The sequence below is a fragment of the Halomarina halobia genome (assembly GCF_029338575.1).
GTDB classification, from domain to species: domain Archaea; phylum Halobacteriota; class Halobacteria; order Halobacteriales; family Haloarculaceae; genus Halomarina; species Halomarina halobia.
In genome coordinates, this window is the sequence record NZ_CP119992.1 from 1,239,685 (window position 1) to 1,264,019 (window position 24,335).

Genomic DNA, 24,335 nt, shown 5'->3' on the forward strand with positions numbered 1-24,335 from the left:
TTCACCCCCCGAGGTAGGACTCGCGGACGTGGTCGTCGCCGCGGAGGGTGTCCGGCGTCCCCTCGCGGACCACCTCGCCGTTCTCCAGCAGGTAGATCCGGTCCGCGTGTTTCAGCGCGAAGGTGACGTTCTGCTCGCACAGCAGGACCGTGACGCCCTCCTCGCGGATGCGGTCGATGCCGTCGCTGATGTCCTGGAGGACGACCGGGGCGAGGCCGAGCGTCGGCTCGTCGAGCACGAGCAGCTGCGGGTCGCCCATCAGCGCCCGCCCGATGGCGAGCATCTGCTGTTCGCCGCCGCTCATCGTGTTCGCCTCCTGTTCGGTGCGCTCCTCCAGCGCGGGAAAGAGGTCGTAGACGAACGCGAGCCGTTCGTCCGCGTCCCTCCCGTGGCGGTACGCGCCGAGTTCGAGGTTGTCCTCGACGCTCATGAACCCGAAGAGATCGCGCTTCTCCGTGCAGTGGATGAGGCCGTCCTGCACGAGGTCGCGGGGGCGACACTCCCGCACCTCCCGCCCGGCGTAGGCGACCGACCCCTCGTAGGGGAGGAAGCCGGAGACCGTGTTGGCGAGCGTGGACTTGCCCGCGCCGTTGGGGCCGATGAGCGCGACGAACTCCCCGCGGTCGACCCGGAGATCCGCGTTCCGGAGCGCGCTCACCTTCCCGTAGGATACCGAGCAGTCCGCCACCGAGAGCAGCGCCTCGTCGGCCCCCTCCGCGGCGGACGCGTCCTTAGAGGCCTCCTCCGGGGCGTCGTCCGCCGCCGAGGCGAGCAGCCCCGGCAACCGCGTCGGGAACATCAGACGTCACCCCCGAGGTAGGCCCGCTGGACCGCCGGATCGTTCCTGATCTCCTCCGGGGTGCCCTCCGCGAGCTTCGAGCCGAAGCGGATGACGATCGCGCGGTCGATGAGCGAGAGCAGCCCCCGCATGTTGTGATCGACGACCACGAGCGTCAGCCCCTCCTCGCGCAGTTCGCGCAGGAGCCCCGAGACGCTCTCGACCTCGGCCCCCGCGAGGCCGGCGAACGGTTCGTCGACGAGCAGGAGGTTGGGGTCGGTCGCCAGCGCGCGGGCGAGTTCCAGCCGCAGGAGCCCCGCGTGCGGGAGTTCGTCCGGCATCTGGTGGAGGCGGTCGCCGAGGCCGACCCGCTCGCAGAGCTGCGCGGCCCGCTCGCGCGTCTCGCCGCGCAGCCCCGACAGCGAGAACAGCCGGTCGGGGACGAACGCGAGGGCGACGTTGTCCACCACCGAGCGGTCGTGCAGCGGGCGGAACGACTGGAACGTTCGCGCCAGCCCCCGCTTTACCATCTCGTAGGCGGGTTCGCCGGTCACGTCCTCCCCCCGGTACCAGACGGTGCCGGAGGTGGGCGGGAACGTGCCCGTGACGCAGTTGAACGTCGTGGACTTTCCCGCGCCGTTCGGCCCGATGAAGCCCAGGATCTCGCGCTCCTCGACCGCGAAGGAGAACTCGTCGACGGCGGTGAGGCCGCCGAAGCGCTTGGTGAGGCCCCGCACGACGAGGACGCCGTCGTCCGGACCGTACGTCTCCGCGGGCGATTCGACCCGACCGGAACCGGAGTCAGTGCTCATCGTCGTCACCTCGAAGGTCCTCTCGGTAGTTTCTGTACGCCCGCCGCTCGGGGGCCTCCGTCCCCCCGTCGGTCGCGACCGCGTCGTCGCCGTCACCGAACCGTCGGACCGCCCGCCGACCCCACCTGACGCCCGCGCGGACGATGCCGCCCGGCAGCGCGAGCAGGAGGACGAGCGTGATGACGGCGAACAGCAGGAAGTCCATCTCGTGGATCGGGATGGGAAGCGAGAACACGAGCGACAGGTCGGTCCCGAGGATGGGGACGGCGACGGTGTCGCCCATGTTGCTCAGCGCGTCCTGCAGCAGCGAGAGGAAGATACCGCCGACGGCCGCGCCGACGATGGTCCCCATCCCGCCGAGGATGGCGGCGATGATGACCTCGACGTTGATGATGACGCTCATCAGTTCAGAGGGGCGCGGGCCGCCGACCGGCGAGTGGACGAACATCGCGCCCGCGAGGCCGCCGACGGCGGCGCTGAGCACGAACGCGAAGATCTTGAACTTCGCCGGGTTCAGCCCGGCGGCGGCGACCGCGTCCTCGTCCTCGCGGATGGCGGTGAACACCTTCCCGGCGTCGGAGCGCGTCACCGCGAACAGCAGCGCGAAGATGAACACGAACAGCGCGAGCGCGATGTAGTAGGGAATCGTCGCGTCGCCGCCGCCGTAGCCGAGGAAGGGGTCCTGCCCGAAGAGGCCGTTCTCGCCGCCGAAGACGTCGCTCCGCCAGATGAAGATCTGGAGCAGGATGAGGGGGGCGACCAGGGTCACGAGCGAGAGGTACGGCCCGCGGAGGCGCAGCGCCGGCACGCCGATGACGACGCCGGCGACCGCCGAGAGGACGACCCCGACGGGGATCGACAGCAGCGGATCGACGCCGAACTCGATGTTCAGTAGCGCCGACGAGTAGCCGCCGACGGCGAAGAACAGGCCGTGGCCGAAGGAGATCTGCCCCGTGTAGCCGGAGACGGCGTCCCAGCTCATCGCGAACATCCCGAAGTAGAGCGCCGCCACGAGCTTCAAGAGGAGCAGGTTGTCGACGACCAGGACGAACACGCCGGGGACGCCGATCCCGAGCTCCAGTTCCGACAGCAGCGGCAGGACGGCGAGGACGACGAGCCCCAGCAGTCCGAGGACGTAGCGAAGCGGGAGGCCCGCCGAGTTGAGCCGCTCGAACAGCCCGCCCGAGACGGTGTCGCCGCTCATCTGTACCACCGTGAATCGATAGCGAGTGCGTCGTGTATCATGCTTCGACTAATTCCCGACCGAAGAGTCCCTCCGGCTTCGCGAGCAGCACCAGCACCAGCACCAGCAGCGGCGTCAGGCCGGTGAGGCTCGAACTGACGTACTGGATCGTGGCGATCTCGAGGAAGCCGATGAGGTACGCCCCGAGCACGCTCCCCTTGATCGAGCCGATGCCCCCGAGCACGACGATGGTGAACGAGAGCACCAGCGGCGTCTGACCCATGAGGGGGTAGGCCGTCTGGAACGAGCCCAGGAACACGCCCGCGACGCCCGCGATGGCACCCGCGAGCACCCACGTCACGAGGTTGATGCGGTCGGCCTCGATGCCGACGAGCGCGGCTCCCTTCCGCGTCATGCTGGTCGCGAGCAGCGCCTTGCCCGCCTTCGTGTAGTTGACGAACGCGAACAGCGCGCCGATGACGAGCCACGACAGGACGAACACCGCGACCATGTTCAGCTGCACGTTGCTCCCGGCGAGGGTGACGTTGCCCGACAGGAGCGACGGGATCGCCTTCGGCTGCGTGCCGTAGGCGATCAGGAACACCTGCTCGATGGCGACGGCGGTGACGAGCGTGGTGATCATCACCAGGATCGGTTCGTCCTCGATGCGTTTGACCATCCCCAGGTAGAGCACCGCGCCGAACAGCCCCGTCACGGCGAGCGCGGCGAGGATGCCGAGGGCGATGTCGAGGCCGTACACCCGGGTCGTGAGGTAGGCGGTGTACGCCCCGATGGTGATGCTCGCGCCGTGGGCGAGGTTGAGCACCCCGCCGACCCCGAAGATGAGGGTGAAGCCGATGGCGACCAGCGCGTAGAGCGCACTGATGGTGACGGCCTGGACGATGACGGTAGTGAGCGCGGGCATGGGTTCAGAGCCAGGACGGTTTCGCGTAGTCGGCCGTCGCCAGGTTGTCCGGGAAGATGACCTCCTGCTTGCCGTCCTGCCACTGCTGGAAGATCGGGTAGACCTTCTCCCGGTCGTAGATGACGTCGTGGGCGAACTCCTCGTCCTTCGGGTAGTAGGAGATGGTACCCGCCGTGCCGAGGTAGGAGCTCTCCTCCAGCCCGGAGACGACCGCGTCCGCCTCGACGGTCCCCGCGTCCTCGACGACCTGCGCGTACTGCTTCACCGCGTCGAAGGTGATGTACCCGGTGTAGACGGGGTAGCTGTCGAACGCCTCGTTGTAGGCGTTCGCGAACGGGACGGTCTTCTCCGTCACCTCGCTCTGGGGCGTCGCGGAGTTCTGCGTGACGCCGTAGTTGCACGCCCCGCTGACCGCCTCGTAGTAGGAGGGAAGCTGCATCGGGACGTGGATGCCGCCGAACTCGAACGGGCGCTGCTGTTTCGCCCACTGGACGACCGCCGGGGTGCCGGTGTGGGCCATCGCGATGAACGCGGCGTCCGCGCCGGAACTCTCGACCTCGTCGTAGATGGGCGAGAAGTTCTCCGTCCCCGAGGCGTAGCGCTGCTTCATCGCGATCTCGACGCCCGTGTCGGCCAGGCGCTCGTCGAGGGCCTGCTGGACGGGACCGGTCCACTCGTAGTCCTCGACGAGCACCGCGACCGACTCCCAGCCGAGGTCGTCCTTCTTCCCCTCCAGGAAGTCGACCATGTTGACGCCCAGCTCGTAGGCGTTGATCGGTCCCGTCCGGAAGTGGTACTTGTAGCGTTCGTAGTCGTCGTGGACGCGCTTGCTCGCCTTCGGCGTCGCCGCCCCGGTCGTCATGTGGACGGTCCGCTGGTTCGCGATGTTGTCGAGGATGGCGAGCAGTACCTCGCTCGTGAACACGCCGGTCGTCACGTGCACGTTCTGGCCCTGCGTGAGCTCCCGGTACTTGGTGCGCCCGGTCCCCGGATCCTCCTTCGTGTCCTCGACGACCACCTCGAAGGTCGTCCCGTCGATGAAGCCCTCGTCGTTCAGTTGCTGGGCGGCGAGCTTCGCCCCGTTGACGATGGAGCCGCCGATGGGGTTGTTCGCCGGCTCGGGCGCTAACACCCCGATCTTGATGGTGCCGGGGATGTCCCCGTTACCGCCGCCACCGCCGTTAGAGCCGTTGCCACCGCCGTCGCCCCCGCCGTTGCCGTCGTCGCTGACACTGACACAGCCGGCGAGGCCGACCGCGACCGCACCCCCGCCGGCCGACCGCAGGAAGGTTCGACGCCCGACCGCCCTACCATCGGTTGACCCGACGGCGCATTCCTTTCCATTGTTCGCCGATTTGCGAGAACCGTTTCCATCCGTAACCATACGTCACCGGGGGTAGCTATACCACGGCCTTAAATCTAGAGGGTCGTTGCCGTGAGTATCGACTGCATACCCGCGTTACCGGGCCGGCCACCCGCCGTCGACGGCGAGTATTGCCCCGGTGACGTAGTTCGCGGCGGCGCTAGCGAGGGGGACGGCGGGGGCCGCGATCCCTTCGGGGCGGGCGAACCGCTCCAGCGGCGTCCGCTCGACGATCGACGCCCGGATCGTCGTTCGCCCGCAACTCGTCCGTGAGGTCCGTCGCGCCGTACCCCGGCGCGATGCAATTGACGCGCACGTCTGGGACCCAGTCGAGCGCGAGGCTCTGCGTCAGACCGACGGGGCCGCCCTTCGAGGCGACGTATGGGTGTTGCCGGGGCAGGCCGACGGGGCCGTCGACGCTCGCCACGTTGCTCACCGATCCGCCGCGCTCGCGCAGGTGATCCGTGCCGCGGTACGCGACGCTGCTCGCCGCGCAACGCTGATGACCGCGAGCGGCGACCCCGATCTATACGGCGGGTCGGCACCTCCCTCGGCGTGTGTTGCTACACTGGCACCGGCGCGACCTGCGGGCGACCGACAACGTCGCGCTCGCCCGGGCCGCAGACGAGTGCGCCGTCCTCCCGGTCTTCGTCTTCGACGACGACGTGCTCGCTCACGCCTCGCCGCCGCGCGTCGCGTTCATGCTCGACGCGCTCGCCGAGCTGCGGCGGTGGTACCGCGAGCGGGGCGGCGACCTCCGCCTCGCGCGCGGCGATCCGGCGGACGTGCTCGTCGAGGCGGCCGAGGCGCGCGACGCCGACGGCATCTACTGGAACCGCGATTACTCCGGGCTGGCCCAGCGCCGCGACGAGCGGGTCGCCGGGGCGCTCGACGCGGCGGGTCTGACCCACGAGCGGTTCCACGACGCCCTTCTCCACGAACCGGGGAGCGTCACGACGAACGACGGCGATCCCTACTCGGTCTACTCCTACTTCGCGCGGAAGTGGCGCGACCGCGAGAAGGAAGCCCCGTACGACGCTCCCGACGGGGACGCGCTCGCCGACGTTCGCGGCGATCCGCTGCCGTCGCTCGCCGACCTCGGCTTCGACGAACCGGAGGCGGAGGTCGAATCCGCCGGGATGGACGTCGCCCGCGAGCGCCTCGACGCGTTCTGCGACGGCCCCATCTACGAGTACGCCGAGCGGCGAGACTACCCCGCCGACGGGTGCACCTCGCGGCTGTCGGCGCACCTCAAGTGGGGGACGATCGGGATCAGGGCGACGTACGCCGCGACCGAGGACGCGATGGATCGCGCGGGGAGCGACGCGGCGCGCGAGGCCGTCGAGGCGTTCCGGGGGCAACTCGCCTGGCGGGAGTTCTACGCGCACGTCCTCTACTTCGACCCCGACGTGGTGACGAGGAACTACCGGGACTACGAGAACGAGATCGACTGGCGCGACGACGAGGGAGAACGCCGCGCGTGGAAGGACGGTCGGACGGGTTACCCCGTCGTGGACGCCGGGATGCGCCAGCTACGCGAGGAGGGCTACGTGCACAACCGCGTGCGGATGATCGTCGCCTCCTTTCTCACGAAGGACCTGCTCGCCGACTGGCGGGAGGGCTACGACTGGTTCCGCGAGCGCCTGGTCGATCACGACACCGCCAACGACAACGGCGGGTGGCAGTGGGCCGCCTCCACCGGCACGGACGCACAGCCGTACTTCCGGATCTTCAACCCCTGGACGCAGGGCGAGCGCTACGACCCGGACGCCGAGTACGTCCGCGAGTACGTCCCGGAGCTGGCGGGGGCGACGCCCGACGAGATCCACTCGTGGCACGAACTCGATCCGGACGAGCGAGAGTCGGTCGCTCCCGACTACCCCGCGCCGATCGTCGACCACGGCGAGCGGCGCGAGCGGGCCCTGGCGACGTTCGAGCGGGCGCGCGGCGGGAACGGGTGACGCGCAGAACTATCAGACAGAGAGATCATCACGACCGGCCGTCAACGAGGAGGGCGTATCAGAACCTGTTAACGTTGCTAAATGTTTAACCCACCAGGCGTCGACCGGCTAGTGGGGTTACTCATGGCAGTGTACGAACTTCCGGACCTACCGTACGACTACGACGCGCTCGAACCGAGTATCAGCCAGCGGATCATGGAACTGCACCACGACAAGCACCACCAGAGTTACGTCGACGGTGCCAACAGTGCACTCGAGAAGCTACAGTCGATGCGTGAGAACGACGAGTGGGGCGACGTGAAGGGGGTAAAGCGCAACCTCGCGTTCAACCTCTCCGGCCACGTCAACCACTCCGTCTTCTGGGAGAACATGTCCACCGACGGCGGCGGCGAACCGGGCGGCGACCTCGCCGACCGCATCGAGGAGGACTTCGGCTCCTTCGACGGATTCAGGGGCGACTTCTCGGCGACCGCCAAGGGCGTCGAGGGGTCCGGATGGGGGCTGCTGCTCTACGACCACGTCGGCGACCGGATGGTCGTCTCGATGGCCGAGAACCACCAAAATCAGACCCCACAGGGGACGACGCCGCTGCTCGTCCTCGACGTCTGGGAACACGCCTACTACCTCCAGTACGAGAACGACCGCTCCGACTACGTCGACAACTTCTGGGACGTCGTCGACTGGGACGACGTGGCCCAGCGCTACGACGCCGCGTCCTCGATGTAGGCGCACCCCCGAACGTCGCCGTTTTCTTCGCGGCTGACGCCCTACGACTCGCGCCGTATCGACACGTGCTAACGTAGGTATCCTCAACGTTTAACAGTCCCGCGACGAATACACTCGCGAGGTGGAATCTCATGCCTGAACACTCCGATCCCGAACTGCCGCCGCTCCCGTACGACTACGACGCGCTCGAACCGAGCATCTCGGAACAGGTGCTCACGTGGCACCACGACACGCACCACCAGGGCTACGTAAACGGTCTCGAGAGCGCGGAGCAGACGCTGGCGGAGAACCGCGAGAACGGCGACTTCGGCTCCTCCGGGGGCGCGATGCGCTCCGTGACCCACAACGGCTGTGGACACTACCTCCACACGCTGTTCTGGGAGAACATGGCCCCGAACGGCGGCGGCGAGCCGTCCGGCGACCTCGCCGACCGCATCGAGGAGGACTTCGGCTCCTACGAGGGCTGGAAGGGCGAGTTCGAGGCCGCCGCGTCCGCCGCGGGCGGCTGGGCGCTGCTGGTCTACGACCCCGTCGCGAAGCAACTTCGCAACCTCGTCGTCGACAAGCACGACCAGGGCGCGCTCTGGGGCAGTCACCCGATCCTGGCGCTCGACGTCTGGGAACACTCGTACTACTACGACTACGGTCCGTCGCGCGGCGACTTCGTCTCCGCGTTCTTCGACGTCGTCGACTGGGACAACGTCGCCGAGAACTACCAGGAAGTCGTCTCGACGTACGAGTGAGCCGACCCGGTCGGTAGACCTTCCTCCGTTTTTCGCGCCGATAGCCGCGGCGCTCGTCGGTCGCGCGGCACCGGACGCCGCCGGAGATGGGACGACTTACGGAGACGGTCCACGTACCGCCGCCCATGCCGCGACCGAAGGACGACTTCGACCGACTCCGACCCCTCGAGTTTCGGACGCCCGACGAGGTGCTGACCGCGGACGAGATGTACACGATCTACGAGATCGCGCGGCTCCTCCAGGGGCTCGACGCCGATCGCGAACTCGACGTGGAGACCGAGGACGTGCTGCTCGACTGGGCCATCCCGTGGATGATGGTCAACGCCGATTCGTTCGTCTTCGGCGAACCGGAGGCCGACGACGAGCCGGGGTACTACGGCCTCGCATGAGGCTGCTGGTGGTCGGAGCCGTCGGGGTCGACGCCGGGAAGACCACCTTCTCGACCGGCCTCGCGGCGTCCCTCGACGCGACGGGGTTCAAGCCCCGGGCGGGCAACGACTACTGGTTCGACCACGACGACTACCGCCGCGCCGTCGGCGAGCGACGCCTCTACGGGAAGGACGCCCGACGCCTCGCGGCCGTCTGCGGCGAGACCGAGGAGCGGATCAACCCGGTCCACCGCCTCTGGCGACCCTCGTCGAGGCCGTCGACGGGGTTGCTGGGACGCGAGCGGCGGGAGTTCGTCTGCGACCGGGTGACGATCGACGGGACCGACGCGTTCGTCGTCAACGGGACGGCGGACGTTCCGGCGTCGGCCCGCGAGGCGCTGCCGCTCGACGAGGCGACGGTCGTCGAGTCGCTCCCCGCGTTCGACGACGTGATGGCCGACCTGCACCGCCGGGCGCTCGACGCGCTCGCCGAGCGCGTCGCCGCCGCTAGTCGGGCGGTCGTCGAGTCGTACGCCGACATCGCGCTCCCCCTCCGGGAGTTCGTCCCGGACGCCGTCGCCGTCGTCGAACCCGGGCTGGCGCGGGTCTACGACGGCGAGCGGTACGCGAAGGCCTGCGCCGTCGCGAGCGGGAGCGCCTACGAGGGACGGCTGGAGACTCGCGTCGAGAACGTCGTCGACCTCCTCGATCCGCGAGCGCGGACGCCCCTTCCCGCGCTGACGAGCGAGGCGCGAGGGGATCCAGCGGCCGTGGCCGACGCCTACGAACCGGCGTACGAGGCGCTGGTCGCGGCGGCTCGGGAGTGAGTGCGGACGCGGACGTGACACCAGGACTGCGACCGCGTGATTGCGAACAGGCGACGCGCTGCCGGACGATCGCCGACGGGTGCGTCGCGCTCCCGCGAGGCCGTCGGCGGCGACACTCAGAGCACGGGGGCGCTTGCCCCGTTTTCCGTTATAAACTCTCGGTGCGTCGGTCTTCGGACCCGGTGGTCGGAACCAGTGGTCGACCCCGGCGTGCCGCGTCGCCGGTCAGAACCTGGCGGCCCTGCTCGCCAGTTCGAGGTCGTGGGCGGGGTTCGTCGCGACGCTCGGGCCGTGGCCGGTGTGCATCTCGTCGAGGTCGTCGCCGACGGTCTCGCGCAGTCGGTCGATGCTCTCGATCAGCGTCCGGCGGTCGCCCTCCGCGAGGTCGGTGCGCCCGAAGCTACCGTTAGCGAAGACGAGGTCCCCCGCGAAGAGGATCCCCGGGTCGCGGGCGTAGAAGCAGAGGTGGTCGTCCTTGTGGCCGGGGGTGTGGAGCGCGAGGTAGTCGTGGTCGCCCATGCGCACGGTCTCGCCGTCCTCGATCGCGTGGTCGATCCCTGGTTGGCCCGCGTCGAACCCCCACGCCTCGACGCCGAACGCCTCCTTCACGGCGTCGAGGTTGCCGACGTGGTCGGGGTGCGTGTGCGTGACGATCACGGCGTCGAGGTCGTCGACGCGCTCGCGGATCGCGGCGACGGCGTCGAAGTCGTTCCCTGGATCGACGACGACAGTCCGATCTCCCTCCACCAGGAAGGCGTTACTCGTGAACACGCGCTGTCCCTGCGCGAGATTCGTGATCATGGCGCGGGCTACGCCGGCCCGTCGCTTGTGCGTGTCGTTCGCCGTCCCGCCCGCGCGGGTCGCCGACACCCGCAGGTCGCCGCCGATCGTAGCCGCCGCCCGACTCAGACGTGCGGGCGGGGGAGGAGTTCGGCCGCCTCGCGCGCCGCGAGCCACTCGCAGAGCTCGATCAGTTGCGCCGTGGCGGCCTCGAACAGACGCTGTCCCTTCTCCGCGGTGGCGTCGGTCTGGTCGCCGAACGCGCCGTTGTCCGCGTTCTCGACGCAGTCGTAGAAGGTGCGAGCGCCGTTGACGCAGGCGGCGTCGTACGTGAAGTCCACCCAGCCGCCGTCGCGCGCGGCTTCGAGCCGATCCTCCCGGACGAGGTCGGGACGGAGGTGCATGATCATCGCCGTCTCCTTCGGCCCCGCGTGCGGGCCGTTGTACGCGAAGAGGTCGCTCACGAGGTCGGGGATGGACTCGTCCCACATCCACTCGAGGCAGTAGGCGTCCCCCGACTCGTGGAGGCGCCCGCCCACCTCGCGGAGGTGCTGGACGTTGCCGCCGTGGGCGTTCACGTAGACGACCCGATCGATCCCGTGGTAGGCGAGGTTGCGCGTGAACGACGCCACGTAGTCGCGGAAGGCGGGCGGATCGACCCACATCGTGCCGTGGAACTGCCGGTGGTGCGAGCTGACGCCGACGTTCACCGTCGGGGTGCAGAGGTAGCCGGTCCGCTCGGCGGCCTCGCGGGCGAGCGCCTCCGCGATGAGGTGGTCGGTCGCCTCCGGGAGGTGGGGACCGTGCTGCTCGGTGCTGCCGAGCGGGACGAGCGCCAGCGACTCGCGCTCGAAGTAGTCGCCCAGTTCCTCCCACGTGTGGTCGGCGAGGTACATACCGTCGCCTCGGGCGGGCGGCGTGAAAGAACTATGCCGTCCGCCGAGTCCCGGCGGCGGTGTACCGCCGGAGGACTCAGGGCGCGCCGACGAGAACGAGCCGCGCGCGCTCGTCGCCCCGATTGACGATCTGTCGGGTCTGATCGGGCGACAGCCGGATCGCCTCGTTCGGCCCGAGGGTCACCGTCTCGCCGTCGCAGTCAACGTCGACCGTCCCCTCGACGACGACGTACACCTCCTCGTGGTCGCTACTCGCGTGATCGTGTTCCTTCCCCTTCCCGCCGGGGACGAGTTCCAGCAGCGTCACGCCGACCGTCTCGCTGCCGAGTGCGTCGCGCAGGAACCACATGCCGCCCCACTCCTCGTCGATCACGGATTCCACGTCGTCGGTGCTCGCGGTCCGGTAGCTCATGGCATTACTACCGTCGCGTGCGACGCACATCAGTACACGGTCTGTCGACCCCGGAAGGGCAGTCCTTATACCGTCCACACACTCACCACCGACAGTAACCGCGCCCCATGAAGCAGTACCTCGACCTCGTCGAACGGGTCCTCCGAACGGGGGCCCACAAGCCGAACCGCACCGGCGTCGACACGATCTCGTCGTTCAGCCAGCACTACCGCGTGGACCTCCGGGAGGGCTTCCCGCTTCTGACGACGAAGAAGCTCGACGGCTTCCGCTGGGACTCGCTCGTGCACGAACTGCTCTGGTACCTCTCGGGCGAGGAGCACGTCCGCACCCTCCGCGAGCGCACGGGCATCTGGGACGCCTGGGCCGACGAGGAGGGGCGGCTCGACACCGCCTACGGGCGGTTCTGGCGGCGCTACCCGCTCCCCGAGTCGGGCCTCGACGGCGAGTCGTGGCCCGACGACGCCCACCGCTGGGTGAACGACGACGAGCGCACCTTCGATCAGATCCGGTACGTCCTCGACACGCTCCGGGAGAACCCCAACTCCCGGCGCATCGTCGTGAACGCGTGGCACCCCGGGAACGCGGCCGTGAGCACCCTCCCGCCGTGTCACTACACGTTCGTCCTCAACGTCCAGGGCGACCAGCTGAACCTCCACCTCACGCAGCGCTCGGGCGACATCGCGCTCGGGGTCCCGTTCAACGTCGCCGCCTACTCGCTGCTGGCGCAGGCGATCGCCCAGCGGACGGGCTTCGAGGCCGGTGAGTTCGCCCACACGATCGTCGACGCCCACGTCTACTGCGGCTCCGGCGCACGCGGCGAGTGGTACGCCGATCACCTCGCGGACCTCCGGGCGCGCCTCGGGAGCGTCGAGACGCGCGAGGACTACCTCGACGTGCGCGAGTGGCTGGAGGGAGCCGCCCCCGAGGAGGACGGCGGCGAGGAGGGGTATGACCACGTGCCGGGGCTGCTCGAACAGCTCTCCCGCGAGCCGCGCGACCGGCCGCGCGTCGAGATCGCCGACAAACCACTCGACGAACTCACCTACGACGACGTCCGGCTGCTGGGGTACGACTCGGCCCCGGGCATCCGGTTCGCGGTCGCCGAATGAGCGACGGAAGCGACTGGGACGACCGGGGCGATCGGAACGACCGGAGCGATGGGGGGAGTCGCGAGGACGAGCGCGACCGCGGCGAGGGAGCGGAGCGGGCGAGCGAGCGACCCGAGATCGCGCTCGTGGCCGCGGTCGCCGCGAACGGCGTCATCGGCGCGGACGGCGACATGCCGTGGCACTACCCGGCGGACCTGCGCCGGTTCAAGCGGCTCACGACCGGCCACCCCGTCGTGATGGGGCGGCGGACCTACGAGAGCATCGCGGCCCGGCTCGGCGGGCCGCTCCCCGACCGGACGAACGTGGTGCTCACCACGCGCGAACTCGACCTGCCCGAGGGGACGGTCCGCGCGGGGTCGATCGAGGAGGCGCTCGACGCGGCGCGGGAGGCTGCCGCCGGCGCGGACGACGTGGTGTTCGTCGTCGGCGGGGCGACGGTGTACGAGCAGTTCCTCCCGCGTGCGGACCGCATGTACCTCACCGAGCTCCGCGCGACGTACGAGGGCGACACGCGCTTTCCGGAGTGGGACCGGGACGCGTGGTGCGAGGTCGACCGCGACGACCGGGGCGAGTTCGCGTTCGTCGAGTACGAGCGCCGGTCGTAGCGGGAGGCGAGCGCGACGGCTGACGGGCGCGACGGACGGAGAACGCTCGGCGTCGGCGTGGACGGTGGCACCGTCGCCCACAGGGATTATACGCTCAGTCGAAGTGCTACGGACATGGACGAGCCCATCGACTACGCCGCGCTCGACGCGGGGCGCGACTGCAACTACTGGGAGCTCGACCCGACGCTGCGGCGGGCTGCGGAGCGCGCGTATCCCTCCGAGTCATTCGCGTGGGCGAGCGACCGACTGCGCGAGTTCGGCGAGGTCGTGGGGACGACCGTCGTCGAGAACTCCGAGGCCGTCGAGGCCCACGGACCGGAACTGCACACCTACGACCGCCACGGCGAGGTGCAGAACCGCGTGGAGTACCACCCCGCGCTCGAGGAGACCGAGCGCATCGCCTACAGCGACTTCGGCCTGGCACACGACGCGTTCCACGCGCCGCCGGGCGAGGACGCGCCGATGGGGTTCGTCCACGCGCTGACGCTTCAGTCACTGTTATCGTACGCCGACCCCGGCTTCGTCTGTCCGGCGTCGATGACCGTCGGAGCGGCGCTCGTGCTCGACCGGTTCGCGGACGGCGAACGCCTCGAGGAGTACTTCCACCGGCTGACGACCCGCGACGCCGAGGACTACATCGAGGGGGCGATGTTCCTCACCGAGAGGCAGGGCGGGAGCGACGTGGGCGCGAACGAGACGACGGCCGTCGAGACCGACGAGGATGGCGTCTACCGCCTCACCGGCGAGAAGTGGTTCTGCTCGAACATCGACGCCGAGGGGACGCTCGCGCTCGCCCGCCGCGAGGGCGCGCCCGAGGGGACCGAGGGGCTCTCGCTGTTTCTCGTCCCGCACACGAAGGCCGACGGGGAGCTGAACGACCAGCTCTACCGCCGCCTGAAGGACAAGCTCGGGACCATCTCCGTGCCGACCGGGGAGGTGGAATTCCGCGGCGCGGAGGGCTACCTCGTCGGCGAACCCGAGCGCGGGTTCCGCTACATGACGGAGATGCTCAACTACGAGCGGCTCTCGAACGCCGCCGCCAGCGTCGGCATCATGGGACGCTGTCTCCTCGAGTCGAAGGTCCACGCGGCGAACCGCGAGGCGTTCGGCCGGACCATCGACGAGTATCCGCTCATGCGCCGGGACCTCGTGGAGATGACCGTCGACTACGAGGCCGCGGTCGCCGTCACCTTCGCCGCCGCGCGGCTGTTCGAGCGGTACCATCGCGATGACGACGAGGAGGCCTACCGGCTGATGCGCCTGCTCGTCCCGGTCGCGAAGTACCGAACGGCGCGGGAGGCCGTCGAGGCGGCGTCCTACGCCTGCGAGGTGCTCGGCGGCAACGGCTACGTCTCGGGGTTCACTACCGAGCGGATGCTCCGGGACGCGCAGGTGCTCCCGATCTGGGAGGGCACCTCGAACGTCCTCTCGCTCGACGTGCTCCGCGTCCTCGCGCGCGAGGCGGCCCACGAGGTGTTCGTCCCCGCCGTCCGGGAGCGACTCGACGCGGTCGAACACGGGTCGCTGGCCGCGGCCCGCGACGCCGTCGCCGCGGAGTTCGACGACCTGCAGTCGGCCCTCGACACCCTCGCTGCCGCCGACACCGACTACGCCCAGTTACAGGCCAAGGAGCTCGCGGACTACGTCTACGACGTGTTCGCGGCCGCGGAACTGCTCGCCGTCGCCCAGGCGGAGATCGACGACGGCGACGGTCGGGCGGCGCTCGTGACGCGGGAGTTCGCGACCGCCCGCTTCGGTCGACGGACCGCCCGCGGGATCACCGACGGCGACCGTCAGGCGATCGACGAGTTCGACGCGTTCGTCCGCTACGCCGCCGTCGAGCCGACCGTCGCGGAACCCGAGGCGGCGAACGACTGACCGCCGCTTCCGTCGGCTCGCTGGCCACCGCCCAGCCGAGCCGTCTGGCGGTTCGAGGCCGTGATATCGTCACGCACGCCTCAGTAGTTAGTCGCAGGAAATTTATATCGTGATTGGTTTGGATACGGTAGATGTCGCGCGCGCTAGTGGTTGTTCTATTCGCCGCGATTCTTGTCGGTTCTTCGACGGTTACCGGCGTCGCGACCGCCGACGCATCCCTGCAGACGCAGGACTTCGATCGGACGGAGTTCGACATCGAGGTCTACGAGAACGGATCGGCGCGCTGGACGTTCGTCTACAAGCGGACGCTCGACAACGCGACCCAGCGCGAGCAGTTCGAGTCGTTCGCGAGCGAGTTCAACGGGAGCGAGACGCCGCTCTACCGGAACTTCGTGAACCGTTCGAACCGGTTGACGGCGGCGGGTTCGGAGGTGACGGGGCGGCAGATGTCCGCCGGTGGGTTCGAGAAACGCGCGTACGTCACCCCCATCGGCAATCAGGGCGTCGTGGAGATGTCGTTCGTCTGGACGGAGTTCGCGCAGACCGACGGCGAGCGCCTCATCGTCGGCGACGTCTTCGAGGGCGGTCTCTACCTCGGCCCGAACCAGCGCCTGGTCGTCTCCTGGGACGACAGCCTCACCCTCGTCTCCGCGGCTCCACAGCCGAGACAGCAGACCGACGGTACCGTCGTCTGGGTCGGCGGCGCGGAGGGCAAACAGTTCCTCAACGAGCACCCCAAGGTGGTGCTCGAACCGAAGTCGGCGGAGGGGAACGCGACGACGGACTCGGACCCCGTCGCGTCGCGGTCGTTCGGCGGCCTCGGCCCGCTGTGGTCGGCGGGCGCGGCGGTCGCCCTCCTCGCCGTCGGGGCCTTCGTCGCCCATCGATTCGACCTGTTCGACCGGTTCGCCGGCTTCGGGACCGGAGGCGACGGCGGGTCGGGGGGGCCGACGGTCCCGCCGGGAGGCACGTCCGCGAGCGAGCGACGGGCCGACCGATCGGCGACCGTCGCGGAGCCATCGGTCCCCGACGAGGCCCTGATGACCGACGAGGACCGGGTGATGGACCTCCTCGACGTGAACGGCGGTCGGATGAAGCAGGTCAACATCGTCGAGGAGACCGGCTGGTCGAAGTCGAAGGTGAGCATGCTCCTCTCGGAGATGGAGGAGGAGGGGTACATCAGCAAGCTCCGCGTCGGCCGCGAGAACATCATCAGCCGCGCGGGCGACGAACCCGAGGCGACCCGCTCGCCGTTCGATGACGAGTGACAAAGGACGGTCGAAGCGGAACCGTTAAGCGTCATTCCCCGATACTCGTGAATACGGACGCAGGACGCGTCGGGCGCTCCGTTAGTGTAGTCCGGCCAATCATATTGCCCTCTCGAGGCAATGACCGGGGTTCAAATCCCCGACGGAGCACTACAGCGAACGAGTTTTTGCGAATGAGCGCAGCGCGCAGGGAGGGGATTTGAGCAGGGAAGTCGCACGCCCGGAACGGTGCGAAGCGCCACAGCCCGGAACGTCTTCACGAGTTCAAATCCCCGACGGAGCACTTCTCGAGCGACTCACGCGCGGAGTATCGTCTCCGCGCGTTCCAGAGCGAGAGAGTGCGATCACTCTGGCGATTTGAAGTAGACCGAGGTTCTGCGCTTCGCGCAGGTTCTCGGGCGTGGTTCAACTCCCCGACGGAGCATTCTGCGACGAACGAACGTGAGGAGCGAATGCGGTCCTCGGATCCGAGGAGGGACAGCGTACCGCCGTCTTGCACACCGCTGATCGACACAGCGCTCACGCCCCGATCCCGATATTCCTTCACGCCCCTCGGGGATCATTCATCATCCCCACTCATTCACAGAAACGGATATGTTCGTGCGGGTATTCGTTCGTCGTACGACCATGCCCCGGTTGCACGAAGCGCGGGTAGCGAGGGACGGCGAGCGGTGGGTCATCCGCGCCGACGACGGGTCGACCGACGCGGCCGAGCGGACGGTGCAGGTGACGCCGCGGGGACAGTGCATCCTCGACGAGGCGGGGTTCGCGGCGGACGACTACCTCGACGGCGGCCTCGTCGCGGCGCTCGCGGCGCTCGACGTCCTCTACACCGTCGACGGGACCGACCCGCGGGAGACGGTCTCCGCGTCCGACGACCGACGGGCGAGCGCGCGCCACGTCCCGGTCGCCCGCCGACTCCTCGAATCGGTCCCGCCGGCCGACCTCGCGGCCGACAACAGTCTCGCGGGCTTCCTCCTCGCGCTCGGTACGCTCGACCGGGAGGCGGTCCGTCCGTTCGTGGAGGCCTGTTGCCGGAAGACGCCGTTCGATCCGGGGACGGTGCTGACGGTCGACGAGGCGATCGAGCGGTTCGCCCGCGGCGACGGGGACGACCGATCGTACGACCCGGTGCTGTTCGCGCTGCTCGTCCACCTCGGCTGGAGAACGGTCTACTCGAAGACGGTCCTCTACCTGGACGTCGCGGCCGGGGAGACGACCGCCCGCCTCTGTCGGATCGACGGGTTCGACTACTTCGTCGGCGACGACCGCCTCTGGAAGGACGGCCTCTCCCACCCGCTGCGCGAGGCGGTCCCGAACAGCCCGCTTCTCGCGGCCGCCGCCCGCGCGACCGGCGGCGACGTTCGCTCCTTCTTCGGCCGCGAGTTCGCCGCGCTGGCGAAGGCGCAGGCGATACGGACGCTCGACCGACTCGGCGAACAGCACGCCGCGCTGTTCAGCGCCGGGCTCGCCGCGACGACCCTCGACGTGGTGGCCCTCCCCGCCCCCCGGGGCGCGTCCGGACCGACGCACGTCTGGACGTCGCCCTCGAGATAGCCCTCCCGGCGAGGTCACGATAGACGATCGCACGTTCGCGCGATCCGCGTTCGGTGGCGGCGACGCCACAGCGACAGTGTATCCGTACCAGTAGGTTTTATTGAATCAATAAATTAGCGTAATAATAAATAAAGGAGGCTGGAACGTCTCGTCTCTCATGCCCTCCGATCGTGCTCGGGATCCGCCGGCCGGGGATGAGCGGCAATCGGGAGTCTTCGGACAGGTCGGCGACCGGACGATCGTCGCGGTCAGTACCATCGTGGTCCTGGCCGGGGTCGTCACGCTCGTCGTCTGGGGCGTCCCGAGCCTGATCGACGCCGGTGCCGACGCGCCACCGACGGGAGCGGGCGGCGGCAACGCGACCGACGCTCCCGGCCCCCGGACGGAATCGACGCCGGCCGACGCACCGGCCGGGAACGAATCCGGTCAGACGGGAGCGCGGACGCCGACGTCGACCCCGACGTCAGCGCCGACGGGCGAGCGGTCGAACGGGACGTCCGTCTCCTCATCGAACGCCAGCGCGAACGCGTCCGGGGACGGCTGGCACGACCTCCGTCTCGCCGGAGAGAGCGGGCGGATGGAGCCCTACACGATCGCCGTGTCCGGCGAACTCCGCCGGAGCGGTCCGCGCGATCCGAACGACGCCGCGGACGTCATCGCCGCGAACGGTTCCCAGGTGACGGGCGAGGTCGGCGGCGGTACCGACACCTACGAGTTCACCGGTTCGGTGACTCGCGTCCGGACCGGGGGGAACACGACCGTCTACGTGGACGGTCGCCCCGTCTCGGAACCTTCCGGCGGTGGGACGACGAGCTGACGGTGTCGCTCGTGCCTGGAGCGCGACGATGCGAGAGTTCGAGGAGCGGGGTGCCGCGACGTGAGCGAGACGACGACGTGAGCGAGGCGGAAGCGGTGAGGATCCGCCGGCAGGTCGAAACGGATCGGAGGATGGGTAAGAGCCGGGACGTGATGGCAGCACGGCCGTAGAGCCGAACCGATCCCGGCGTCGAGCGTCGGTGTCGCGCGCGCGGCGACGTCGACAGTCGTTGGTCCGGGTCTACCTCAATGAGTTTTGTGGCCATCGACGGAGCCGCTCGCGGCGACCGGGGCGATCGAACGACCGCCGACGGGTACAGTCGTCTCTCTCGACCGGTACGCGTTTCGAAAATAGTGGTCGCCTGATACGATCTTGCTACGGACGGGTGGTAGGGGTGAGTACCCGCGTCGAGGGCCTCGAAGCGTGAACCGATGGCGACGGCTCGACGGCGAGCGCCGCGTCGACGACATCATCGTCGGGGTGAGCGCCCTCACCCCTGTGCGGTCACGTAGATCCCGAGGAGGACGACCACCCCTCCGAGCGCCGTGAGCGGTCCGGGGACCTCCGCGAGCAGGGCGAGCGCGAGGAGCGTGCTGCCGACGGGTTCGGCGAGGAGCGAGACGCTGACGACGCTCGACTCGACGTGCGCCAGCGCCCAGTTGATCACCGTGTGGCCGAAGATCCCCGGCCCCGCCGCCATCGCGAGAAAGAGCAGCCACTCGCGGGGCGGATACGGCCAGAGCGGGTGGCCGCGCGCGACGACGAACGCGAGCAGGGCCAGCGCGCACGCGGCGTAGACGACGGTGACGTAGGGGAGGAGCGCGACGCGACGCCGGAGCGACCGCCCGGCGAGCACGTAGACGGCGGTCATGAGGGCCGCGAAGACCGCGAGCGCGTTCCCGTAGAGCGGCCGCACGCCGACGGCCGAGCCGCCGAGGAGGTCGGCCGACGCCATGAGCGCCATCCCGACCAGCGCGACGAGGATCCCGGCGACGGTCCGCCCGGTCACCCGCTCGTCGAGCAGGAGGAACGCGCCGACCGCGACGAACACCGGCTGGGCCTGCACGAGCGTGACGCTCGCGGCGACGCTCGTCCACTCCAGGCTCTCGAACCACGCGCCGAAGTGCACGGCCAGCGCCGCGCCCGCGACGGTCGCGCCGACGAGATCGCGGCGGGAGAGCGCGCCGAAGTCGGCGCGGGCGTCCGGAGGGAAGAGCGCGAACGGCGCGACCATCGCGAGCGTGAACAGCACGCGGTAGAACGCCTTCACCGCGCTCGGCGCGGCGCTCCATCGGATCAGGATGGCGCTCGTGCTCACCGCGAGGATGGCGACGCCGAGCGCGAGTGCGGGGGGGACGGGGACGGAGGCCGAGTCGCGGACCACGTCACAGGTCCGTAGACGACCGGCTTACCGGTTGTCCTTCCGCCCCGCTCCCTCACATCGCTCCGTCACCCCTCGAGCAGCGTCCGCGTCCGGTGGTGGCGGTAGCGGAACATCGGCTCGAAGCCGAGGTCGCCGAGCGCGGCGGCGACCGCCCCGAGCCGACCGCACGGCAGGCGGTACTCGACGCGGTCGCGGACCACCGTCCCGTCGCCGTCGCGCTCGAACCGGTGAGTGTGCCGCCATCGGGGGAACGGCCCGCCCTCCATCTCGTCGACGAAGTGCGCCGCGTCCTCGCCCTCCTCGCGCTCGACGATGACCGACACCCACCGCCGACGCGGACCGACGCCGAAGGGGCGCACCGAGGCGTACGCGCGGGTCCCGGCCGCGAGCGCGTCGGGGTTCCGCTCGCCGTCCGGTCCGATCACGCGCTCGATCTCGAGGTTCAGGAACCCCGGCGTGAGCGCCTCTAGCCCCTGGATGCGGGAGTGAAACCGCCAGACGGTCTCGAACGGCGCGTCGACGCGGGCCTCGCGTTCGAATACGGCCATGCGCGGAACGTCGGTCGGAGCGACCTAATCGCCACCGGAGGCGGTCACTTCAACCGCTCCTGGAGAAAGGAGGGGTGGGCGGCGGTGACGCCGTCGATCGAGAGGATCTGCTCGCTGATGAACTCGCCCACGGCGTTGCCGTCGGGGCCGCGGATCTCCGCCATGAGCATGTGGTCGCCCGAGGACGAGTAGAGCGCCTCGACCTCGTCCAGCGCCTTCAGCGCCCGCGTGGCTTCGACGTAGCGTTCGCTCGCCACGTCGATGCCGACCATGGCGATCGACGTGCTGGACAGCTTCTTGGGATCGACGTCGGCGGAGTAGCCGACGATGACGCCGTCCGTCTCGAGCTTGTTGATGTACTTCCGGACGGTCGGCTTCGACACCCCCGCTCGCTCTGCGATCTCGGCGTAGGAGGCCTGCGCATCCGCTTCCAGCACGGACAGGATGCGATCCTCGGTGGCGTCAGCGCTCATTGACGTTATTTTTGCGTCCGGGAAAAAATACCTTGCGAAAGTGCAAACGGTGTACCGTCAGCCGATCCTGAATCTCGCCGGTCGTCAGCGGTGGCGTTCCATCAGGTCGTAGCTGCGTTCCCACTCGTAGGAGTCGTCGAAGTAGCGCTCGGCCAGCGGCGTCTCGGGCATCTCGCCCGTCGCGCGCTTCTCCTGGCCGTAGGAGGGGCGGTCGCTCTTAAAGAACCGCCCGGTGAGCACCTCGCCCTCGTAGAGGCGCGACTCGGCCTCGTACATCGCATCGCCGGCCTGTCTGCGGTCCTCGACGTCGAAGTCGAACTCCTCGTCCTGCTGGATGTCCGTGTAGGGAACGTACTGTCGCGCGTCCTTGTTCCACGTCGGACACTGCGTGAGGAAGTCGATGTGGGCGAAGCCGTCGTGTTCGACCGCCTCCTTGATGATCTCCTTGGCCTGGTTCGGGTTCACCGCCGCGGTGCGGGCGATGTAGGACGCCCCGGCCGCGAGCGACATCGAGAGCGGCCGCACGGGGTCCTTCGCGCTCCCGTGGGGCTGGGTCTTCGACTTGTGCCCCTTCGGGCTGGTCGGGGAGGTCTGCCCCTTCGTCAGCCCGAAGATCTCGTTGTTGAACACGATGTAGACCATGTCGTGGTTCTCCCGGGCGGTGTGCATGAAGTGGTTCCCGCCGATGCCGTAGCCGTCGCCGTCGCCGCCGGCCGCGACCACTTCGAGGTCGGGGTTGGCGAGTTTCGCGGCGCGGGCGACGGGCAGCGACCGCCCGTGGATCGAGTGGAACCCGTAGCTGTTGAAGTACGACGAGAGCTTACCCGAGCAGCCGATGCCCGTGACGAGCAGCACCTCGTCGGGGTTCTTCCCGAGTTCGGCCATCGCGCCCTTCAGCGCCTTGAGGACGCCGAAGTCGCCGCAACCCGGGCACCACGTCGCCTGCGGCTCGATGCCGGGGGTGAACTCGTTCTGGTCGATCTCTCGCTCCTCTCCGATCGCGCTGAATGAACTACTCATGATCAGTCACCTGCCGCGGGGACGTACTTCGTGGTCTCTCCCGGGAGGTCCCCGCCGTTGATGCTCGCTTCGAAGCCCTCGACGATCTCCGCGGGCTCGAAGGGGTTTCCGTTATACTTCAGCAGGCTCGACAGCTTCTCGCCGAACCGACCGAGTTCCTTCTGCGTCAGCCCGCGGAACTGTGCCGTCGCGTTCATCTCGACGACGAGACACTCGTCGACCGACTCCAGGAACGCCGTGACCTCGTCCTTCGGGTAGGGCATCAGGTCGCTTACGCCCATCGACTTCACCGAGTGGCCGCCCTCGTTGAGGCGGTCGACCGCCTCCTCGACGGTCCCCTGGTGGCTGCCCCAGGTAAGGATGCCGTACTCGGCGTCGCCCGAGGGGTCGTGGACGGTCTGGTTGGACTCCTCGGCGTCGTCGAGTTCCGCGCGGACGGACTCGAGCTTCCGCATGCGGCGGTCCATCTGGAAGACGCGGTTCTCGGGGTCCTCGCTGATGTGCCCCTGGGGGTTGTGCTCGTTACCCGACGCCAGGAAGCGGCCGTCCCGCTGACCGGGGAGCGACCGGGGGCTGACGCCGTTCTCGGGGTCGTAGGTGTAGCGGTTGAACGCCCCCGAGGCGTGGTGGGCCGCCTCCGCGATCTCCTCCTCCGTGAGCGTCGCCCCGAGCGAGGGGTTCGGCTCGCGGTCGAAGAACGACTCGGGGAGGTTCCGGAGTTCGCCCGAGAGCTTCTGGTCGTAGACGAGGATCGAGGGGATCTGGTAGTCGTAGGCGATCCGGAAGGCCGTCCGGATCTGCTCGTAGGCCTCCTGGGGGGTGCCCGGCGCGAAGACGACGCGGTTGGAGTCGCCCTGGCTCGTGTAGAGGACGTGCTCCAGGTCGCCCTGCTCGGGCTTCGTCGGCATCCCCGTGGAGGGGCCGGCGCGCATCGACTCGACGAGCACGATCGGCGTCTCGGTGATCTCGGCGAGGCCGAGCGGCTCGGACATGAGCGCGAACCCGCCGCCCGAGGAGCCGGACATGGCCTTCGCGCCCGCGTGGCTCGCGCCGAGGGCGAGCGCGGCGGCCGCGATCTCGTCCTCGACCTGCTCGGAGATGCCGCCCACGTCGGGCAGGTTCTGGGACATGATCGTGAACACGTCGGTCCACGGCGTCATGGGGTAGCCGGCGATGAACCGGCAGCCCTCGTCGAGCGCGCCGTAGGCGATGGCCGTGCTGCCCGAGACGAGCACCTGCGTCTCGTCGTGCTCGCCCTCGGGGATCCGCAGGTCGTGGGCGTGGTCCATCTCGGCGACCTGCTCGTAGGCCATCTCGAGGATCTCGACGTTCTGCTCCAGGATGTCGCCGCTCATGCGCTCCTCCATGAGCTGCTCGAACGGCGCGGTGTCCATCCCGAGGAGGGCGGCGGTCGCGCCGACGCCCGCCGTGTTGCGCATGACCTCGCGGCCGTGCTCGCGGGCCATGCCGCGGAGGTCGAGCGGGTAGACGTGCCAGTCGTTCTCCTCGGCACGCTCCTCGAAGCCCTCGATCTCGCTCGCGTCGAGCAGCCCCTCGTCGTAGACGATGATGCCGCCCTCGCGGAGCTCGTCCAGGTTCTCCGACAGCGGCTTCACCTCCTCGTTCCCGTAGTACGCCTCCTGCTGGGGGTTGCGCGCGAAGCTGTCCCCGAGCGCGAGCAGGAAGTTGTACCCGTCGCCGCGGGACTTGACCTCCTGTCCCGAGGCGCGTACCTCTACGTACGTGTGGCCGCCGCGGATGCGCGACGGATAGTGCCGGTGCGTAAAGACCGAGAGGCCCGAGCGCATCAACGCCTTCGCGAAGTTCTGGCTGGTGGAGTCGATCCCGTCACCAGAACCGCCGGCGATGCGCCAGACCAGTTCGTTGTCAGTCATGTGAAAT

Annotated in this window: 24 protein-coding genes, 1 tRNA gene and 1 pseudogene; 12 read left to right on the forward strand and 14 right to left on the reverse strand. The window is 69.1% G+C overall.

Features of this window, described 5'->3' with window-relative positions:
• Position 1: 1 nt before the first annotated feature.
• The 6 genes and pseudogenes from P1K31_RS06540 to P1K31_RS06570 form a co-directional block, all read right to left on the reverse strand.
• Entirely contained in the window at positions 2 to 799 is a 798-nt protein-coding gene (locus P1K31_RS06540) for an ABC transporter ATP-binding protein (protein ID WP_276305483.1), read from the reverse strand.
• A complete protein-coding gene (locus P1K31_RS06545; RefSeq protein ID WP_276305484.1) occupies positions 799 to 1,590 on the reverse strand; it encodes an ABC transporter ATP-binding protein in 792 nt (263 codons plus the stop codon). The genes P1K31_RS06540 and P1K31_RS06545 overlap by 1 nt, the downstream gene beginning before the upstream one ends.
• Positions 1,580 to 2,794 (reverse strand): branched-chain amino acid ABC transporter permease, encoded by a 1,215-nt coding sequence (locus P1K31_RS06550; protein ID WP_276305485.1) that lies wholly within the window; start codon positions 2,792 to 2,794, stop codon positions 1,580 to 1,582. The genes P1K31_RS06545 and P1K31_RS06550 overlap by 11 nt, the downstream gene beginning before the upstream one ends.
• A gap of 37 nt (positions 2,795 to 2,831) precedes the next feature.
• Positions 2,832 to 3,698 carry a branched-chain amino acid ABC transporter permease gene (locus P1K31_RS06555; protein WP_276305486.1) on the reverse strand — a complete coding sequence of 289 codons (867 nt, stop codon included), beginning with the start codon at positions 3,696 to 3,698 and terminating at the stop codon, positions 2,832 to 2,834.
• 4 nt (positions 3,699 to 3,702) lie between these two features.
• Positions 3,703 to 5,082 carry an ABC transporter substrate-binding protein gene (locus tag P1K31_RS06560; RefSeq protein ID WP_276305487.1) on the reverse strand — a complete coding sequence of 460 codons (1,380 nt, stop codon included), beginning with the start codon at positions 5,080 to 5,082 and terminating at the stop codon, positions 3,703 to 3,705.
• 75 nt (positions 5,083 to 5,157) lie between these two features.
• Positions 5,158 to 5,521: pseudogene (locus P1K31_RS06570) on the reverse strand (SDR family NAD(P)-dependent oxidoreductase); the annotation flags it as partial.
• Between the two features lie 97 nt (positions 5,522 to 5,618).
• On the opposite strand from P1K31_RS06570, the gene P1K31_RS06575 reads away from it, so the two are divergent.
• The 5 genes from P1K31_RS06575 (at position 5,619) to P1K31_RS06595 (ending at position 9,686) form a co-directional block, all read left to right on the forward strand.
• Entirely contained in the window at positions 5,619 to 7,022 is a 1,404-nt protein-coding gene (locus P1K31_RS06575; RefSeq protein WP_276305489.1) for a cryptochrome/photolyase family protein, read from the forward strand.
• Between the two features lie 123 nt (positions 7,023 to 7,145).
• A complete protein-coding gene (locus P1K31_RS06580; RefSeq protein WP_276305490.1) occupies positions 7,146 to 7,748 on the forward strand; it encodes a superoxide dismutase in 603 nt (200 codons plus the stop codon).
• A gap of 131 nt (positions 7,749 to 7,879) precedes the next feature.
• The gene (sod, locus tag P1K31_RS06585; protein WP_276305491.1) at positions 7,880 to 8,491 is read left to right on the forward strand and encodes a superoxide dismutase [Mn]; all 612 of its coding nucleotides are present in this window, start codon (positions 7,880 to 7,882) and stop codon (positions 8,489 to 8,491) included.
• 125 nt (positions 8,492 to 8,616) lie between these two features.
• On the forward strand, positions 8,617 to 8,880 hold the full coding sequence (locus P1K31_RS06590) for a DUF5827 family protein (protein ID WP_276305720.1): 264 nt from the start codon (positions 8,617 to 8,619) through the stop codon (positions 8,878 to 8,880).
• The gene (locus P1K31_RS06595) at positions 8,877 to 9,686 is read left to right on the forward strand and encodes an ATPase (protein WP_276305492.1); all 810 of its coding nucleotides are present in this window, start codon (positions 8,877 to 8,879) and stop codon (positions 9,684 to 9,686) included. Before P1K31_RS06590 ends, P1K31_RS06595 begins: the two co-directional genes overlap by 4 nt.
• 225 nt (positions 9,687 to 9,911) lie before the next feature.
• Here the strand turns inward: P1K31_RS06595 and P1K31_RS06600 are convergent, their stop codons facing one another.
• The 3 genes from P1K31_RS06600 to P1K31_RS06610 all read right to left on the reverse strand — a co-directional run bounded on the left by P1K31_RS06600 (position 9,912) and on the right by P1K31_RS06610 (position 11,774).
• Positions 9,912 to 10,487, reverse strand: a complete 576-nt coding sequence (locus P1K31_RS06600) for an MBL fold metallo-hydrolase (protein WP_276305493.1) — start codon at positions 10,485 to 10,487, stop codon at positions 9,912 to 9,914.
• Positions 10,488 to 10,591: 104 nt separating this feature from the next.
• A complete protein-coding gene (locus P1K31_RS06605; protein ID WP_276305494.1) occupies positions 10,592 to 11,362 on the reverse strand; it encodes a creatininase family protein in 771 nt (256 codons plus the stop codon).
• Positions 11,363 to 11,438: 76 nt separating this feature from the next.
• Positions 11,439 to 11,774: a cupin domain-containing protein gene (locus P1K31_RS06610; protein ID WP_276305495.1), complete on the reverse strand. Its 336-nt coding sequence runs from the start codon at positions 11,772 to 11,774 to the stop codon at positions 11,439 to 11,441.
• Positions 11,775 to 11,881: 107 nt separating this feature from the next.
• Here P1K31_RS06610 and thyA point away from each other — a divergent pair, with 107 nt between their 5' ends.
• From thyA to P1K31_RS06645, 7 genes are all read left to right on the forward strand, one after another.
• A complete protein-coding gene (thyA, locus tag P1K31_RS06615) occupies positions 11,882 to 12,883 on the forward strand; it encodes a thymidylate synthase (RefSeq protein WP_276305496.1) in 1,002 nt (333 codons plus the stop codon).
• Complete coding sequence (locus P1K31_RS06620) at positions 12,880 to 13,488, forward strand: dihydrofolate reductase (RefSeq protein ID WP_276305497.1); 609 nt, start codon at positions 12,880 to 12,882, stop codon at positions 13,486 to 13,488. The genes thyA and P1K31_RS06620 overlap by 4 nt, the downstream gene beginning before the upstream one ends.
• A gap of 114 nt (positions 13,489 to 13,602) precedes the next feature.
• A complete protein-coding gene (locus tag P1K31_RS06625) occupies positions 13,603 to 15,366 on the forward strand; it encodes an acyl-CoA dehydrogenase family protein (RefSeq protein ID WP_276305498.1) in 1,764 nt (587 codons plus the stop codon).
• 131 nt (positions 15,367 to 15,497) lie between these two features.
• Positions 15,498 to 16,634 (forward strand): helix-turn-helix transcriptional regulator, encoded by a 1,137-nt coding sequence (locus tag P1K31_RS06630; RefSeq protein WP_276305499.1) that lies wholly within the window; start codon positions 15,498 to 15,500, stop codon positions 16,632 to 16,634.
• Between the two features lie 75 nt (positions 16,635 to 16,709).
• Positions 16,710 to 16,784 (forward strand) — tRNA-Glu (locus P1K31_RS06635).
• Positions 16,785 to 17,261: 477 nt separating this feature from the next.
• Entirely contained in the window at positions 17,262 to 18,191 is a 930-nt protein-coding gene (locus P1K31_RS06640) for a hypothetical protein (protein WP_276305500.1), read from the forward strand.
• Between the two features lie 157 nt (positions 18,192 to 18,348).
• Positions 18,349 to 19,008 carry a hypothetical protein gene (locus tag P1K31_RS06645; protein WP_276305501.1) on the forward strand — a complete coding sequence of 220 codons (660 nt, stop codon included), beginning with the start codon at positions 18,349 to 18,351 and terminating at the stop codon, positions 19,006 to 19,008.
• A gap of 490 nt (positions 19,009 to 19,498) precedes the next feature.
• Here the strand turns inward: P1K31_RS06645 and P1K31_RS06650 are convergent, their stop codons facing one another.
• The 5 genes from P1K31_RS06650 to P1K31_RS06670 all read right to left on the reverse strand — a co-directional run bounded on the left by P1K31_RS06650 (position 19,499) and on the right by P1K31_RS06670 (position 24,328).
• On the reverse strand, positions 19,499 to 20,392 hold the full coding sequence (locus P1K31_RS06650; protein WP_276305502.1) for a DMT family transporter: 894 nt from the start codon (positions 20,390 to 20,392) through the stop codon (positions 19,499 to 19,501).
• A 65-nt stretch (positions 20,393 to 20,457) separates the two neighbouring features.
• Positions 20,458 to 20,940, reverse strand: coding sequence for an SRPBCC family protein (locus P1K31_RS06655; RefSeq protein ID WP_276305503.1), 483 nt, complete (start codon positions 20,938 to 20,940; stop codon positions 20,458 to 20,460).
• Positions 20,941 to 20,984: 44 nt separating this feature from the next.
• On the reverse strand, positions 20,985 to 21,413 hold the full coding sequence (lrpA1, locus tag P1K31_RS06660; protein WP_276305504.1) for an HTH-type transcriptional regulator LrpA1: 429 nt from the start codon (positions 21,411 to 21,413) through the stop codon (positions 20,985 to 20,987).
• Positions 21,414 to 21,497: 84 nt separating this feature from the next.
• Positions 21,498 to 22,433: a thiamine pyrophosphate-dependent enzyme gene (locus P1K31_RS06665; RefSeq protein ID WP_276305505.1), complete on the reverse strand. Its 936-nt coding sequence runs from the start codon at positions 22,431 to 22,433 to the stop codon at positions 21,498 to 21,500.
• 2 nt (positions 22,434 to 22,435) lie between these two features.
• Entirely contained in the window at positions 22,436 to 24,328 is a 1,893-nt protein-coding gene (locus P1K31_RS06670) for a 2-oxoacid:acceptor oxidoreductase subunit alpha (RefSeq protein ID WP_276305506.1), read from the reverse strand.
• Positions 24,329 to 24,335: the final 7 nt, after the last annotated feature.

What these genes read in the sequence shown, in the direction of transcription:
- P1K31_RS06555 (WP_276305486.1), bottom strand. Translation starts at nt 3,698, where the DNA reads ATGCCCGCGCTCACTACCGTCATCGTCCAGGCCGTCACCATCAGTGCG.
- lrpA1 (WP_276305504.1), bottom strand. Translation starts at nt 21,413, where the DNA reads ATGAGCGCTGACGCCACCGAGGATCGCATCCTGTCCGTGCTGGAAGCG.
- P1K31_RS06540 (WP_276305483.1), bottom strand. Translation starts at nt 799, where the DNA reads ATGTTCCCGACGCGGTTGCCGGGGCTGCTCGCCTCGGCGGCGGACGAC.
- P1K31_RS06630 (WP_276305499.1), top strand. Translation starts at nt 15,498, where the DNA reads ATGTCGCGCGCGCTAGTGGTTGTTCTATTCGCCGCGATTCTTGTCGGT.
- P1K31_RS06580 (WP_276305490.1), top strand. Translation starts at nt 7,146, where the DNA reads ATGGCAGTGTACGAACTTCCGGACCTACCGTACGACTACGACGCGCTC.
- P1K31_RS06590 (WP_276305720.1), top strand. Translation starts at nt 8,617, where the DNA reads ATGCCGCGACCGAAGGACGACTTCGACCGACTCCGACCCCTCGAGTTT.
- P1K31_RS06550 (WP_276305485.1), bottom strand. Translation starts at nt 2,794, where the DNA reads ATGAGCGGCGACACCGTCTCGGGCGGGCTGTTCGAGCGGCTCAACTCG.
- P1K31_RS06620 (WP_276305497.1), top strand. Translation starts at nt 12,880, where the DNA reads ATGAGCGACGGAAGCGACTGGGACGACCGGGGCGATCGGAACGACCGG.
- sod (WP_276305491.1), top strand. Translation starts at nt 7,880, where the DNA reads ATGCCTGAACACTCCGATCCCGAACTGCCGCCGCTCCCGTACGACTAC.
- P1K31_RS06595 (WP_276305492.1), top strand. Translation starts at nt 8,877, where the DNA reads ATGAGGCTGCTGGTGGTCGGAGCCGTCGGGGTCGACGCCGGGAAGACC.
- P1K31_RS06665 (WP_276305505.1), bottom strand. Translation starts at nt 22,433, where the DNA reads ATGAGTAGTTCATTCAGCGCGATCGGAGAGGAGCGAGAGATCGACCAG.
- thyA (WP_276305496.1), top strand. Translation starts at nt 11,882, where the DNA reads ATGAAGCAGTACCTCGACCTCGTCGAACGGGTCCTCCGAACGGGGGCC.
- P1K31_RS06640 (WP_276305500.1), top strand. Translation starts at nt 17,262, where the DNA reads ATGCCCCGGTTGCACGAAGCGCGGGTAGCGAGGGACGGCGAGCGGTGG.
- P1K31_RS06560 (WP_276305487.1), bottom strand. Translation starts at nt 5,082, where the DNA reads ATGGTTACGGATGGAAACGGTTCTCGCAAATCGGCGAACAATGGAAAG.
- P1K31_RS06655 (WP_276305503.1), bottom strand. Translation starts at nt 20,940, where the DNA reads ATGGCCGTATTCGAACGCGAGGCCCGCGTCGACGCGCCGTTCGAGACC.
- P1K31_RS06625 (WP_276305498.1), top strand. Translation starts at nt 13,603, where the DNA reads ATGGACGAGCCCATCGACTACGCCGCGCTCGACGCGGGGCGCGACTGC.
- P1K31_RS06610 (WP_276305495.1), bottom strand. Translation starts at nt 11,774, where the DNA reads ATGAGCTACCGGACCGCGAGCACCGACGACGTGGAATCCGTGATCGAC.
- P1K31_RS06600 (WP_276305493.1), bottom strand. Translation starts at nt 10,487, where the DNA reads ATGATCACGAATCTCGCGCAGGGACAGCGCGTGTTCACGAGTAACGCC.
- P1K31_RS06545 (WP_276305484.1), bottom strand. Translation starts at nt 1,590, where the DNA reads ATGAGCACTGACTCCGGTTCCGGTCGGGTCGAATCGCCCGCGGAGACG.
- P1K31_RS06670 (WP_276305506.1), bottom strand. Translation starts at nt 24,328, where the DNA reads ATGACTGACAACGAACTGGTCTGGCGCATCGCCGGCGGTTCTGGTGAC.
- P1K31_RS06645 (WP_276305501.1), top strand. Translation starts at nt 18,349, where the DNA reads ATGCCCTCCGATCGTGCTCGGGATCCGCCGGCCGGGGATGAGCGGCAA.
- P1K31_RS06605 (WP_276305494.1), bottom strand. Translation starts at nt 11,362, where the DNA reads ATGTACCTCGCCGACCACACGTGGGAGGAACTGGGCGACTACTTCGAG.